This window comes from Streptococcus sp. Marseille-Q3604 (genome assembly GCF_916619785.1).
In the GTDB taxonomy this organism is placed as follows: Bacteria; Bacillota; Bacilli; order Lactobacillales; family Streptococcaceae; genus Streptococcus.
Window position 1 is genome coordinate 778,530 of the sequence record NZ_CAKAKM010000001.1, and the last position, 15,170, is coordinate 793,699.

The following is a 15,170-nucleotide window of genomic DNA, read 5'->3' on the forward strand; positions in this document are numbered from 1 at the left end:
AGAATCTGACAAGTATTTTACGGTCACAAGATATAAAGATCGTAAACACATTCTATACACTTTTTCCTTGATTTTATCGAGACTTAACCATATTAAATTATAACATAGTATCACTTAATTTTCTAATAGATTAACTTTTTTATGAGGGATTTTTTTCAAATAAATTTCCTTTTATTTTCAAAAAAAACTGATAGTTAGGAAGATGGAAATAAGCGGATAGAAAAAGAGATAGCTCCGATGAGAAACTATCTCTTAGAATAATTAAAACGTTTTGACGAGAGTTCTTAACCCCTTGACTTCTCTTACCCTTTATCCACAATCTTAATACGGCTACTGCCATCATGCGACTTGATGATAGCTAATTGTTGGGCGATGCCTTCTTTCATGTCGTCCACGTGACTGATGACACCGACCATGCGGTTTTCACCGATTTGTTCCAGAACAGCGATGGCTTTGGTCAGGGCTTCCTTATCCAGTGAGCCAAACCCTTCGTCAATGAAGAGAGCTTCAACAACAGCACCTTTGCTAGTATTTTGCACCACCTCTGAGAGGGATAGGGCAATAGCCAGTGCAGCGATAAAGGTTTCTCCTCCAGACAAGGATTTGACGGAACGCTCGCTACCTGTCAGCTGGTCATAGACGTTGATGTCCAAACCAAAGTGATCACGCGCCCTACGCCCTTCTTCACTCAGAACAAAGGAATAGCGGTTATCTGTTAAGAGACCGATGTAGTTAGCATTGGCATAGTCCAAGATTTGTTGGAAATACTGACGGATAACATAGACTTCAAGATTGAGTCGTCCAGTTAGTGCTGTATTTTCTCCCTTAACCACCTTAACCAGATCGCTGAGTTCTTGGTGAGCTTTAAAGGCCTCTTGATTACTGTCTTGAAGGGTTTTGGCCGCTTGGTAGGTAGCCGTCGCATCCTTAAGCCCCTGCTCCATGACAGAAACCTGAGCCAGTTGCTTATCATAGCTCTCCTGACTAGCCTCTACTGCTTGTGTTAGATTGCCAAGGTCCGGCTTTTCTTGGTTTTTGATAAGCTCTTGACCCTTGACAATCTGCGCCTTCAACTCTTGTTTAAGAGTTTGGTAGCTTGTCAATTGAGCCTGAAGCTTAGGAATAGCTTGCTTGTTCACCTCAAGCAGCCAAAGCTGGATTTGCTCTAGGTCATTGGTGAGGGCGCCTTCAGCCATAAGACTTTGGTCTAGTTCAGCCGATAAACGTTTAGTTTCTTGGCTAGCATTTTCTTTAGACTTGGTTAAGCTCTCAAGTTGACCTCTGATTCCTTGAATGTCGGCATGAAGTTGGTTGTAGGCTTCACTATTTTCCTTGACTTGCTTATTGTAGAGGTCCAACTCCTGCTTTGCTAGGGAAATACGTTCTTGATAAACCTCAACAGATTCAAGCTCTTGATGAGCTTCTTGTAACTCCTTAAGACGTTCCTTGGCTTGGTCAAGCGCCGCCTTAGCTTCTTGATAGGCTTTAGCCAAATCTATCGATTTTTCCTGAGCCTTGGCTAACTCATCTTGATAATGGAGACGATCTACCTCTTCCTTATCAAAGCGTTTTTGTATCTCTTGATAATACTGTTCAACCTTTCGGAGTAAGGTTTGTCCACAGTCTGCTTCATAGTCCTCAGCAAAATCAAAATCAAATTGTCCCTTAACTTGCTCTTGGAGTTCTAGATAGTGTTTTTCAAGAGTTAACTTGACTTTAGCTACTTGGTCAAGCAAATCTTGACGTTTAGATTCAACCTCGCTCAAGGTAGCCTGACGATTTGACAAGGTAGCCACTTGCCTTTCTTTTTGAGCTTGAAGTTCCTCCACCTGATTCATGAGATCCTTCAAGGCTGCTTCATTCGCCTTTGTCCCATAGACCTTAGGATGGTCAATGGAACCACAAACCATACATGGCTGTCCATCCTCTAATTCTGCCTGCAACTGGGCAATCATGAGTTGACGACGTGAAGCTAAAGTGGTTGCTAACTGGTCTTTCAATTCCTTGAGACTTTCTTGAGCTTGGTCAATATCCAAAGATAACCCTTGTTGACGTTTTTCCGTCTTGGCCAACTCCTGCTTCAAGTCCTCTATTTCTTTCAGGTCCTGAGCCAGTTGATTATCCACACTGTACCCCACAGACTGAAGGAGTTTTTCAGCCTCATGCAGGCTATCTAAACTTAGGCGATTGGCCTCCAAATCTGACAAGGACTTGTTAAGCGTCTCAATCTTTTTCGACGCCTGTTGATAGGTTTCTTCCAACTGCTTGTAGTTAGTACGTGAACGTTTGATTTTCTCCTGCTCTCGGACAAGACTCTGAGCATAGATAATATCCTCTTTCCAAGTTTCAAGCTCCTCTTCTTTTTGAAGAGAGTCCTTAGATTGAGCTGCGAGTGCCTCTTTTTGAGCCTTAACTCCCTCAAAAGCCTGCTGCTTTTCACTCAATTCTTCCTGAGCGATTTCAAGATCCTGCTCTAATTGCAACAACTGTTTCTGATATTGTTTGAGGCTACTAATAGTTTCTTGTAGACCTTGAGCGAACTGCAATTCCTCCAGATGCGCTTTTGCCTCTGCCTGTTCCTGAGCACCTTCCTCAATTTCCAGACGGTAACGCTCCTTGGCTTGCTTCAATTCTTGGAAAATCTTTGCCAAATCTTGGGCAGTTTGCAAGCTCTTCTGCAGTTTAACCAAATCCTCATGGGCATCCTTCAAGATGCTTTTTTGCTCCGTAAGACTTTCTTGACGCTGAGACAGAAGTTCTTCAAGACGTGCCAATTTTTCAGAGGCCGGTGTTTGCCCCAAGACTGCTAATTCCTCCTCAGACCACACCTGACTGGCAAAATGGCCATCTAGCTGAGCTTGGCGCTTATCCATATCCTTATTGCTCTGACGAAGGCGCTCTTCCAAGCTCTTTTGAAAACGGTCAAAAATACCCGTTCCAAAGATTTTCTTTAAAATTTGAGTCTTGGTCTTGGAATCTTCTTTCAAGAAACGGCTGAAATCATTTTGCGGAAGGAGAATAATCTGTTTGAACTGCTCAGCATTGAGCCCCAAAATCTGCTCAATCTGGTCACTCACTTCCTTGATCTTATCCCCAAGCTTTTCAATCTCCTGACCACCAATTTTATCCACAATGACTAGAGAAGCCGTCGCTTTTTGCATGGTCGTACCCCCACCTCGCTTGGCTCTCTCCTGCTGGAGCACTCGCTCAATGCGATAAAGATGCTTGCCTTGTTGGAAATAAAAGGTTACCTTGGTCAAATCATCCTCTGGACCAGCAAAGGTTGACCGCATCTCCTCAACATTGCGGTCGCCACTGGTTGTGGCAAACAAGGCAACCGTCATAGCATCAAAGAGGGTACTCTTACCAGCCCCCGTGTCCCCACCAATCAAAAAGAGGGGAGCGTGGTCAAACTGGGTGAAATTGATGACTTCCTTACGATAAGGTCCAAAATTGGTCAATTCTAACTGAACTGGTCTCATTGTCCACTCCTTCCAATCTCCTCAAAAATACTTTCCACAAGGGCAGTTTGTCTCTCAGACAAGACATCGCCCCCAGTCACTGTCTGGTAAAAATCAGAGACAATTTCCTGAGGCGACTGCATTTCCAAATCTTTTAAGTGCTGATCTACAGTCAAGCTTTCTTCCCTGACATCACCCAAACGACTAAAAGTGATTTCTACAATGTCTGTCCCATAAATCTCTTCCAGACGGGCACGCACATTGATGCCCTCTAATTCCTTACGACTGGACAATTGAATATCAAAGGCAAACCAAGCCTTTTGACAAGGCTCCTCCTTATAAAATTCAGGTGACATCAAGGTTTCAAAAGACGCCTGCAAGGCCAAAATCGGTCGTTTGACTTCTAGAGGATGGAAGGTCTGGGACAAGTCTCCAGTTGCATCCAATTCAAGAATATAAACGCCTTTTTCTTCCTTACGCTTGGCTTCTTTGACGTTAAAGGCGACCGGACTGCCTGAATATTGCACGCGCTGAGTCGGACTGGCAAAGCGCGTATGGATATGCCCCAAGGCCACATAATCGAAAGCCTTGAAAAGGTCACTGGTCACATTGGTAAGACCACCTACCGTATTGCTGGTTTCAGACAACATCAATTCCCGTAGACTTTGACCATCGCTATCATCCTTCTTAGAAACCGCAAAATGCGTCACCAAAATATGGGCCTTGTCGGGATCAAAAGCTTTTTCCATATCCTCAAGAATATAGGCCAAGGCATCACCAATCCCCTGAATTTCCTTATTCTCATCGTCTTTATAGTAAATACGGGCATCAATAGGGTCGATAAAGGGAAGGAGGAAAATCTGGCAAGCCTCCAACTCAATAGGCTCAAAAGCTTCCTTCAAACGTGTACTTAAATGAAGACCCTGATGTTGAAAAAAGTCTCGTCCAAAATGCAAACGTTCAGCACCATCGTGGTTGCCACTGATAGCATAGACAGGAATCTGCTCCTCCAACACCAAGCGGGCCAAGGTCTTATTAAATAGCTTAATCGCATCCACAGGCGGCACCGCACGGTCATAGAGGTCTCCCGCAATGATAACCCCATCCACTTTTTCGCTAATAGCCAAATCCACAATCTGTTGAAAGGCCCACTCCTGCTCCTCCAACAAAGACCAGCCATTGAGGGTTCGCCCCACATGCCAATCTGACGTATGTAAAAACTTCATGACAGTCTCCTCATTCGTTTTGTCTTACTCTATTGTACCTTATCAAGCTAAATACTGCTTAAAAGATTCACAAACCTTGGGAGATTCCATAAATTTTATCCGCAGACCAAAAAATCTCTCCGAGCAATTCACTCGAGAGAGATTTTATTTTTGGAATTTATGAGAGATAAGGTGTGGAAATCTTAGTCTTGGTTTTTACGACGATTCATAGCCGCAAGTCCTGACATAAGTCCCATAACAACAACACCCATTGCTGCAAGGTTGTTATCTGACTCGCCTGTTACTGGCAATTGTTCATCACCTTCTTTAGCTTTATCAGAGCCATCTGCCTTCTTACCATCTTTGTTTCCAGATTTCTTCTTATCTGAACCTTTACCATCTGATGCTCCATCAGCAGCTGAACCAGATCCAGAACCTTTAGAACCCTTAGATCCGTTTGAAGTTGCTTTGACAGCTTTAGAAGTTGAGCTTCCAGATTGACCACCGTTACCGTTTGATGGTGTTGAGCCATCTTCGACTTTACGGTAGATGTAAGTTACGACTGTTTGACCTTCTGTCATCTTGTCTGTAGATTTACCTTCTTGACGGATCAATTCATATTTCACACCGTTACGGTAGATGTAACGGTCACCATGAACATTAACTTCTGAACCAACAGAGTTAGTGATCACAAGTGGCATCTTGATTTGGTTACCATACTCGTCACGGTAGATAACGACAATAGTACCAACTTCTTTGTTAACTGCTGGTTTAGCAGGTTCTGCATTAACCACCTTGTAAACAACCTTTGTATCTTCACCAGGGTTGCTTGGTGTCACACCAGTCTTATCAGCCTTGTAACCTTTCACTTCAGGAACAAGGGTCATGGCAGCCTTAGTTGGATCGTTAGGATCATTTGTGTAAGTAACTGCTTCAACACCTGGGATTGGATTCCCTTTTTCGTCAACGGCAATAATCTTACCAAATTTAGTGTAAGTAACAGTTTCAACCTTGCTGTCCATAGTGACATCTTGAGAAGCCACACGGCCTTTATCGGCGAAGTAACCGTTAACCATTGGTGTAATCACGAGATCAAACTTAGTCTTATCTGCCTTCCATTCACCTGCAGTAAGAATATCACCTGTTACAGAGTCAAGCGTCAATGAACGTTTCCATTGTGCTTTCTGAACACTGTCTGCTGGCAATTTAGCATTGCTATCTTTGCTTGCATAGTGAACAGTGTATGTCACATCTTTAAGGTAAGCATCCTTAGCTGGCCATTTTGGACCGTTTGGTTGGTTAGGATAGATTGGTGTTCCTGGTTCGTGAGCATTGTCTGGATTAAAGTCAAGTGCTACACGTTTGAAGCTTACTGTCCAAGCTTGGTCAACTGTGCTATCCAAGTCAAAGCTTGCACCAGCTGGGTAACCATCTGTTACAAGGACATAGCCAAGGTCTTGATAGTGTTTGATACGTTCAGCTGTTGAATAGTTAACCGCTTCACCAGACTTACCAGCCAAAGCAACAGTTTCAAGGGTTGAACCACTTGTTTCATCACGGTAAACAACACTTGCTTTTTGATCGTTCTTAACGTAAACAACCTTAGTATCGCTAGACAAATCACCTGGTGTTGCAGGTACTACCTTAGCAGTGTAACCTGGGATAGTTGGCAAGTTCTTGTCAACTGCAATCATCTTAGTTGGATCGTTAGGATCATTGATGTAGGCAGTATCTGACACACCTGCAATTGGGTTACCATTTTCATCAACAATGACAAATTTACCAAAGGCCTTATAAGTTACGGTGTCAGTTGCTTCTGGAGCATCTGGAGTTACTGTCTTACCACCTGCTACCGCTTTATCTGCAAAGTAACCATTAACAACAGGAACCTTAACTGTACCGTAAGTGTGGCTAGTTTCATTCCAAGTCACCTTACCAGTCGCTTGGTTATCCTTACCTACAAAGGTATAGTCAGATTTCACATCTGCAGCTGGAGTTTTATCGCCAGCACCTTGGAATGTAACTGTTTGTTTCGTCGCCTTAGTCACATCGTTAACGATAGCTACGTAAACGACACGAGTGTCTTCACCTGGATTTGATGGTGATGCAGGGATAACCTTAACAGTGTAACCAGGAATACTTGGAAGCGTCTTGTCGATGGCAATCATCTTAGTCGCATCATTAAGATCGTTAGTGTAGGCAGTTGTTGATACACCTGGAATTGGATTTCCATTTTCATCCACAGCGATAAATTTACCAAAGGCTTTGTATGTCACTGTGTCTGTCGCATTTGGTGCATCTGGAGTTACTGTCTTGCCACCTGCTACGGCTTTATCGGCATAGTAACCAGTAACAACTGGAGTTTTGACTGTTCCATAAGTGTGAGTCGTTTCAGTCCAAGTTGTTGTATTAGTTGTAGGATCTTCTTTACCGTTAAAGCTAAAGTCATTTTGAGTGTTAGCAGCTGGTGTCTTCGTATCAGCACCAGTGTAAGTTACTGTTTGACTTGTTGCTTTTGTGACATCTTTAGTGTCTTTTTCAACGATAATGTGGTAACGGTAACCTGGAGCTAGGTATTGACCACCACCATTGGCATCAATTGAAGCATCCAATCCTTGTGAACCGTTAGCAAATTGCACAAGGTCAACGACACGGCTTTGGTTACGGTCCCAAGCACGTTCTGAGCGGATTGTTGCAATACCGTTATTATAGTCGTATTGACGTTCTGACTTCAAAACATCTACATAAGCATTAGCTTTAGATTTGTCAGCAGAGGCATATTTGATGCGGTATCCTGCTGGTACTGGTGGAAGTTCTGTTACACCAGCATCATAAATTTTATTGTAAGTCTTACCGTTTGCTGTGATTGTTTCAGTTGAGTTATTGATACGGTAGGTTGAAGATCCAGGAATCTTATTTCCTGCTTCATCAACGTAGTCAATAATACCAAGGTTGGCATAGTTAACAACAACCATGTAATTACCGTTTGTAATATAGTCATAAGGTCTCATTACTCCACGGTTATCACGACCAACTTTGAGGTGGTTGATGTAATCAATATTAACAAAGTATTGTTGACGCTCTGGCAAAAAGGCAAGTTTGTAGCCAAGGTTTGTCAAGTCAGGGTTTGTTGAGCCTGCTCCAGCATTTGTCAAAACAGCAACCGCATCTGCTGTACGAAGGCTACGGTTTGATACCGCAAGTCCCATAGCGTTGATGAGATTTTCAGAGTTAAGACTTGCTTCAGCAGCATTCAATTCACTGCTTGTCACGGCCAACTCGCTAGTCGCTACTTTAAGGACGCTATTTACAGCGTTAGTTGTAGACTCTGCACTTGCAGTTTCTGCTGCAGTCGCAACTGAAGCAGCCGCACTTGTTTGTGCTGATACTTGACCAGCAACAGGAGTTTCTGCTACAGCTGTTGAGCTAAGAGCTTGGGCACTTGTAGCTACAGATGAAGCAGTCGCTGTTGCAGACTCAGAGCTCGCTTGTGATGCAGCCTGAGAAGCTACTTCTGAACTAGCTGCTGTTTGACTAGTTGTTGAAGCTGCTTGGCTGTCTTGAGCTGCTGATTGTGGTTGTTCACTAGCCAAGGCCACAGTAGAGACTGAACTTGGTGCGTTTTCTGTTGTTGCTGGAGCTACTGATGTTGTTGGCGTTGATTGCTCCACGACGACATCTGGCTCAGCAGTTGTTTCCATACCTGCGGTAGTTGGTGCTACCGTTTCATCAGCTTGGGCACCCTGTGCATTTGAGAAGATTGAAACTCCCAAAAGTACAGAGGCTACACCAAAGCTGTATTTTCTTAATGAAAAACGTTGGCGTTTATTAAACATATCTCTCATAATAATAAATTTCCTCAATATCCAAATTACTTTATATACAGTTTCCATTTTATACTATAATTATTAAATTGTCAAATATATACTAATAATTGTGTAAAAGTTTAACTTTTATTAGAAAATATTAATTTAAAACTTTTATCTAAGTCCTTTGAAACTTCAAAACGTTCGTGCTTTTATTTACCACAATCCTCTGTTTTGTTAGTTCTATAATTTTCAAAATATTTTTATATCAAACCATTTTTCATTAAAAACGTTCATCACCCTAACCTTAGTTTTTAGTTTTGGTGATATTTATTAAAATACAAAATACTCTCCCTTCAAAAGAAAAATTTTTTAACGACTCAACTCACAGTTCTCTTAACCCCTTGCCAATACTGACATAGAGACTCCTTACTACTCCTTTTTCGAACAAACTCAAAAATCCCTTTGGCATATACCAAAAGGGATTCTTTCATCTATTATTTGAAAATAGAACTTGTGAAACTATCTGTCTCTTGTAGGAGTTTCTTATAGACAGCTTCTTTGAGTTTTGTCGTATGGCTTGTTGATACAGATTTATTACCGTTATTATCTGTTTTAAGACTTGCAGCATCTTTGGCTACTGCCGCTTTAAACATGGCCAACAAATCATCGTAAGAGCTTACTGATGTACCATCAATAGTAACTGTCGTCAAACCATGAGACGCTTTTTCTTTCACTTCTTTGAAGTAGGTCTTCTTGAAGTCTTCCAGGGTGTTGAACTGGCCATCAGAAATCTTGTTAATGATAAAGTCATCACCAAGGGTGTTCTTGCCAGCTGCTTTGGCTTCTTGTTTATACTTGTTGGTCGCATAACCTAGGAAGCCTTTTTCATAGCCGTAGTAACCCCAGAGTCTGAAAGTATTATGCTTGAAGGACATAGCACCTGGAGAGCCCTCACTGGTATTACCACCATAAATGGCAGACATCATAGGTACATTGACATAGGCAGAAGAGAAGTCCTCAGGTTTATAAACTCCATTTCCAGGTCCACGATTGGTCATGAAGTTATTATCTACAAGGTCATCAATAGAGGTCAAGTTAATAGCTTTTTCACTATCACTTAGAGCACGAACCTTGTCGTATTGGTTTTTACTATTACCTCGTAGCTGTTTATCTACCTTCTTGAACCATGCGTTATTGAGCTCTTGATTTCCTTGGCTGAGGACCGCTTCCCCTTCAAGGGAGTCAAGAAGCATGAGGGTGTCATTGTAGCCCTTCATATAACGGTCGATGGCTTCACGTGACTTCAACTTGTTTGGATTCGTGTTGTACCACTGATTACCGTCGTTTTCTCTTTCAAAGGCCATGTTAAGTCCCAAGGCCCCGTATTCACCTTGATGGCCCTGAGTAGCTGGTGATTGCAACATCCCTTGGGCATAAGCTTCAACGTCTGTTCCTTCACGACGACCAAAGCCTCCAAAGTAGGCAATACGGTCATTGATATGAGTTGTTTCATGAGTGAAGGCCGAAGCACCGTACTCGCTAATCATGTTAGACATGACGAAGGTAACCTTGGCACGATTATCGTATGGATTGTCGTAGATGGCAGCATAGGCACCGGCCATGGCTCCGTTATCACCATAGTACTCACCGACTGGTCCATAGATTTCACGGATTGGCGCATAGACTTCTGTACTGTTCTTGAATTGGCCATAGCGCTCTGGCCAACCTGGCCAACCATGGCCCCAGACATAGAAACCTTCCCAGACTGGATTGACAATGTCTTTGAACAATTTGTTTTTGACATTATCCGTAGCCAATCTTTGCCAGAAATCAAGATAGTTGATTTGACGTTGAGCGGCTAGATCAATCTCAGGTTTCAACTTCTCTAAGGTTGTATTGTACTTGTTAGCCGTACCATAAGACATGGTGTCATAGGTAGAAATCAAGAACATCTCTGTCTTATCAAGGTTCAACAATGGCAAAATCATCTTGCGGTGGAGACCACGACTAAGGTTATCATAAACACGATACTTGTGCTCACCGACACCTTCATTTTGAGATGCCTTCTCAACAACGTAGACCTTATCCTTAGCAGCATCGATGAACCAATCATTCATATTGTCGATAGTGGTAAAGAGTTTTCGGTTGTAATTAAGGAAGTCGGTCAGATCACTAGAAAGGGTACTTTTGGCGAGAACTTCACCAAAAGCATCGTAGGTTCTTGAACCACTGATATTATTTTCCTTAGAGCCAATCTCAATCAAACGGTCAAGGACATCCACATTTTTACCATAAAAATCTGGTTTGAAGAGCATGATTTCCTTGATGTTAACATCATCAAACTTCACACCATAGTAGCGATTCAAGTAAGTCAAACCTAACAAGAGGGCCGCTTTATTTTTCTCAACCTTATCAAGAATCATTTGTTGGGCAGCTGGTGATTGGTTAAGCTGGTGGTCTTCATTTTGAACCAGCTTAGTCACCAGGTTAGTTAAATTAGCCTTAACAGCGTCAAAACTTTCTTCTAAGAAGAGGTTCTTGATAGCATTGACCTTGTTTGGACCGGTACGACCAAGTTTTTGGTAAATCGGATCAGACTGCAACTCAATCGGTTTCAGGATATCAACAATACCATTGATAAGACTTGAGTGGTCTTTTTGAACGACATTTGGAGTGTACGCGATACCCAAATCAGCAACAGTGTACTCTTTAACATTGCTCAAACCTTCTGCACTCTCTGAAAGCTTGAAGTAGTCCTTGCTTCCATCAGCATAGTGAACAATAATCTTGTTAGCATCACTTAAGTCTGTGACAAAGTTACTGTCTTTCATTGGTGTCACTGAGAGCACCTCTTTGGTATTCAAGTTGTGGTCCTTGGCCAGTTTGTTTGCTTGATAGACAATATAATCCTTGTTATAGAATGGCTGGAATTTCTCAATATTCTTGTAAGCCTGCTTGTATTCTGGCTTATAGTCTTGAATATTGGCAAAATCAGCTTGACTAGAAACATTGTTAAGAGTATTCAACGCGTAAGGCTCGCTAACAAATGTATCAGCTGTGATGTTGTAACCTTCAACACGCTTGTCAGCTTCTTCCTTGGTCAAATGTTTGAGCTTATTCGGACTCTTAGTATCTTTACCAGTACCATCTTCGGCCGAGCTATAGCCGACAACACCAAAGAGATCTTTGATGTATGGGCCACCGTCTTCATCATTGACATCGTTAGAAGCAAAGATTTCTTGGCCCTTGATAACCTTAGCATAGGTCACATTATTTTGAACAGCGCCGTAAGGCCATGTCTTAGCGACAATACCACCGACATTTCTTGTGTTTTTAACATCAAGAACACCTTTAGCTACTGAATTGGTTACCTTAGCCTTCGTTCCTGATTTCCAACTGTTGAGCATGTAAGTGACAAATGGCACCAGCATACTTGCGTTGGCATTTTGAGCTGTAATGGTCGCATCGACATAGGCTCTGTTGACGAATCCCATGTAGTTTGAACCAGCAATCCCACCAACTGTTGAGTTATTACCAACAGAGTTGATCTTACCGATAAAGGCAACATTTTCAATCTTGCCATCTTCATCAATCTTATTGACAATACCTGCAACGTCATTGTTACCAGTCACTGAACCAGCCACCTTAACATCTTCAATCAGACCTTTGTTTTTAAGGTTAAATCCAACCGTCGCGATTTGATTTTGATCAGGGCGATTGATATCTACATTTTCAAAGTTGATATTCTTGATTGTTCCGCCATTGATGACATTAAACAATGGATGCTCTAAATCATAGATGGCATAGCGTTTGTCACCATCACTTAGCAACTTACCAGTAAATTCGGTCGTAATGTATGATTTACCGTTTGGAACGACGTGACGAGCACTCATACTTTGTCCGAGCCTAAATTCACCTGAAGGATTAGCCTGAATGGCATTGACCAACTCAGCAAAATCGTAGTAAACATTGGCTTGGCTAGCCTGAGGTTTCTCAATGTAATAGCTATAGGTTTGAGCAAAATGGTTTTGGGCATCACGTTGAACCAAATTGTCCGCTGCTGCAGTTACCTTATAAACCGCCTTGCCATCAACCGTCGTTTCTTCGATGGCTTTTACAGCCAAGTAAGTGGTCTTCTGATCCGCAGAAGTCATCTTCAAGTAGTAATTCGTGAGATCCTGAGGTACAGCTGCCAGACGAGTCTCATCCACTTCTGTTTGATTGTCATACTTAATCAAATCTGTACGTGCAAAATCTTTAAGCTCAACCTTCTTGAGATCCAGTTGGAGAGTTTGGTCTGCCAAAACCTGATTCTCCTCACCATTGCCACGATCATAGGTCATGGTTGTTGTGAGGGTATATGGCTTGTAATAGTCTAAGTTTGTTAGGTCAGCAGTCAAGGTCGTGCTAGGAATATCAAGCGTTTGAACAATCTGTCCGTTTTGCTTGAGGACTGCTTTAATAGTCGTGATAGCTGCTGAACCTGGATTCGTCAAGTTGTAGCTAAGTTTAGCACTACGACCCAAATCATCCTTGTCAATCTGTGTCAGCGTAAGCACTGGTTTTTCAGACACCTTGGTCCCTTTGTGAACGATACGATCTTGAACAGGAACTAGCACGGTTTCAGTGACAGTTGGTGCCTCAGACGTCTTATTCCCTTTATAGGTCTTATAGACTTTGGTGATTTTGTTTTGACCTTTTTGACCTTCTTGAACAACTTTTATAGTGCCCTTTTCAAGACTATCATCTTCTTGGACAATCTCTTTAAATGGAAGCTCTACGATAGACTCTTCCGTCGTTGTTCCATCTAGAGGTTTACTGCCACGACGAAGTTTTCTAGGTTGTGGCACCTCAATAACCTTACCTGACACAATAGTTGGCTCACCAACCTTGACACCATCAATGGTTTGGTAAATTTTCTGGATTTCTTGGCTACCTTTTTGACCTTCTTGCTCGACAACCTCTTCATCCACATACTTGCTATCATCAGTGATAACTTCGATAGGATAATCGATGGCTTGCGTTTCAGTCTCTGTGACACTTCCAACAACTGGAGTGTGGACAGGATTCTCGGGTTGGACAGCCGCCTCACCTTCGTGACCGGATTCTTGTGTACCCTTGGCTTCCAGTTTGCCAGTATAGTCTGGATTAGCTGGTTGAACAGCTGCTTCGCCTTCATGACCGGATTCTTGTGTACCCTTGGCTTCCAGTTTACCAGTATAGTCTGGATTAGCTGGTTGAACAGCTGCTTCGCCTTCATGGCCAACTTCTTGTGTGCCGTTAGCACTGATTGGGCCGGTATACTCTGGATTGGCGGGTTGAACTAGAGCCTCGCCTTCATGACCTGATTCTTGCGTACCTTTAGCGCTAATTGGTCCCGTGTACTCTGGGTTAGCTGGTTGAACAGCTGCTTCGCCTTCATGGCCAACTTCTTGGGTACCGTTAGCACTGATCGGTCCAGTGTACTCTGGATTAGCAGGTTGGACCCATGCTTCACCCTCGTGACCAACTTCCTGCGTTCCATTAGCACTTGTAGTATCGCTACTGATTGAACCTGTGTACTCTGGAGCGACAGGTTGAACAGCTGCTTCGCCTTCGTGTCCAACTTCTTGGGTACCATTGGCACTGATTGGACCGGTGTACTCTGGAGTAGCTGGTTGGACCCATGCTTCACCCTCGTGTCCAACTTCCTGGGTACCATTGGCACTGATAACACCGGTGTACTCTGGATTGGCGGGTTGAACTAGAGCCTCACCTTCGTGACCTGATTCTTGCGTACCTTTAGCACTGATTGGGCCGGTATACTCTGGATTTGCAGGTTGAACAGCTGCTTCACCTTCATGACCTGATTCTTGCGTACCTTTAGCGCTAATTGGTCCTGTGTACTCTGGATTAGCGGGTTGAACAGCCGCCTCGCCTTCATGACCTGGCTCCTGTGTTCCTTTTTTCCAACTGATGCCCTTACTATCCCTATCAGCTGTCCCCTGACTAACTGTATTATCTTCTTTTATTGAAGACTCAAGCCCTTGCAAAGTATTCTCCAAAGGTTGTTCAAGCTCCGGCTTAGCAGAGTAACGCAGATAACCCACATACTCATAACCATCAATGGCAATAACACCCTTAGCCAAATCTTCTTTATTTGAAACCGCAAGAGTTTGATTATAGGCCTGCAACTCCTTGTTTTGCAAGGCAAGAACCTCTATCGGCACAAGGAGACTTTGCCCTGCGGCCCCAATCAAGACTAAGCCAATAATTTTTTTACGATGTTTTTTTGAAAATAGCAACACAGCCATAGTCGCTGTTGCCAATCCCAAACCTGTCGCTGCCCAGTCAGAACTTCCTGTCTGAGGAAGAGTAGCTTGACTGTCTCCCTTACGTTTATAAACCAGATAAAAAGTGTCCTCATTTTGATATTCCTTAGGAATAGCATGTACCACTTGCTTCTGCTCTTCAGCTGTTAATTCATTTTCTGTGACATAGGCCATGTGTACCGATGCATCCGAAGTAACCTGGTCTGCCGAAACTGGTTTAGACACGAAAAGACCACCTGCTAACAAGAATGTCCCGATAGCAACTGGCCCTACACCTACTGACAATTTACGAATGGCGTATTTTGTCACTTTTTCAAAAACATGATTTGCTTGTTTCATTCAAAATCTTCCTATATATTAATCCTTGTACCCCAAGGCACGTCA

Annotated in this window: 4 protein-coding genes; all 4 read right to left on the minus strand. The window is 42.8% G+C overall.

Features of this window, described 5'->3' with window-relative positions; all coding sequences use genetic code 11:
- Positions 1-302: 302 nt before the first annotated feature.
- The 4 genes from LG375_RS03310 to LG375_RS03325 all read right to left on the minus strand — a co-directional run bounded on the left by LG375_RS03310 (position 303) and on the right by LG375_RS03325 (position 15,125).
- Positions 303-3,482, minus strand: a complete 3,180-nt coding sequence (locus tag LG375_RS03310; protein ID WP_225745283.1) for an AAA family ATPase — start codon at positions 3,480-3,482, stop codon at positions 303-305.
- A complete protein-coding gene (locus LG375_RS03315; RefSeq protein ID WP_225745284.1) occupies positions 3,479-4,687 on the minus strand; it encodes an exonuclease SbcCD subunit D in 1,209 nt (402 codons plus the stop codon). The genes LG375_RS03310 and LG375_RS03315 overlap by 4 nt, the downstream gene beginning before the upstream one ends.
- 182 nt (positions 4,688-4,869) lie before the next feature.
- Positions 4,870-8,511 (minus strand): mucin-binding protein, encoded by a 3,642-nt coding sequence (locus tag LG375_RS03320; protein ID WP_225745285.1) that lies wholly within the window; start codon positions 8,509-8,511, stop codon positions 4,870-4,872.
- A gap of 458 nt (positions 8,512-8,969) precedes the next feature.
- Positions 8,970-15,125, minus strand: coding sequence for a ZmpA/ZmpB/ZmpC family metallo-endopeptidase (locus tag LG375_RS03325; RefSeq protein WP_225745286.1), 6,156 nt, complete (start codon positions 15,123-15,125; stop codon positions 8,970-8,972).
- Between the last annotated feature and the right edge of the window lie 45 nt (positions 15,126-15,170).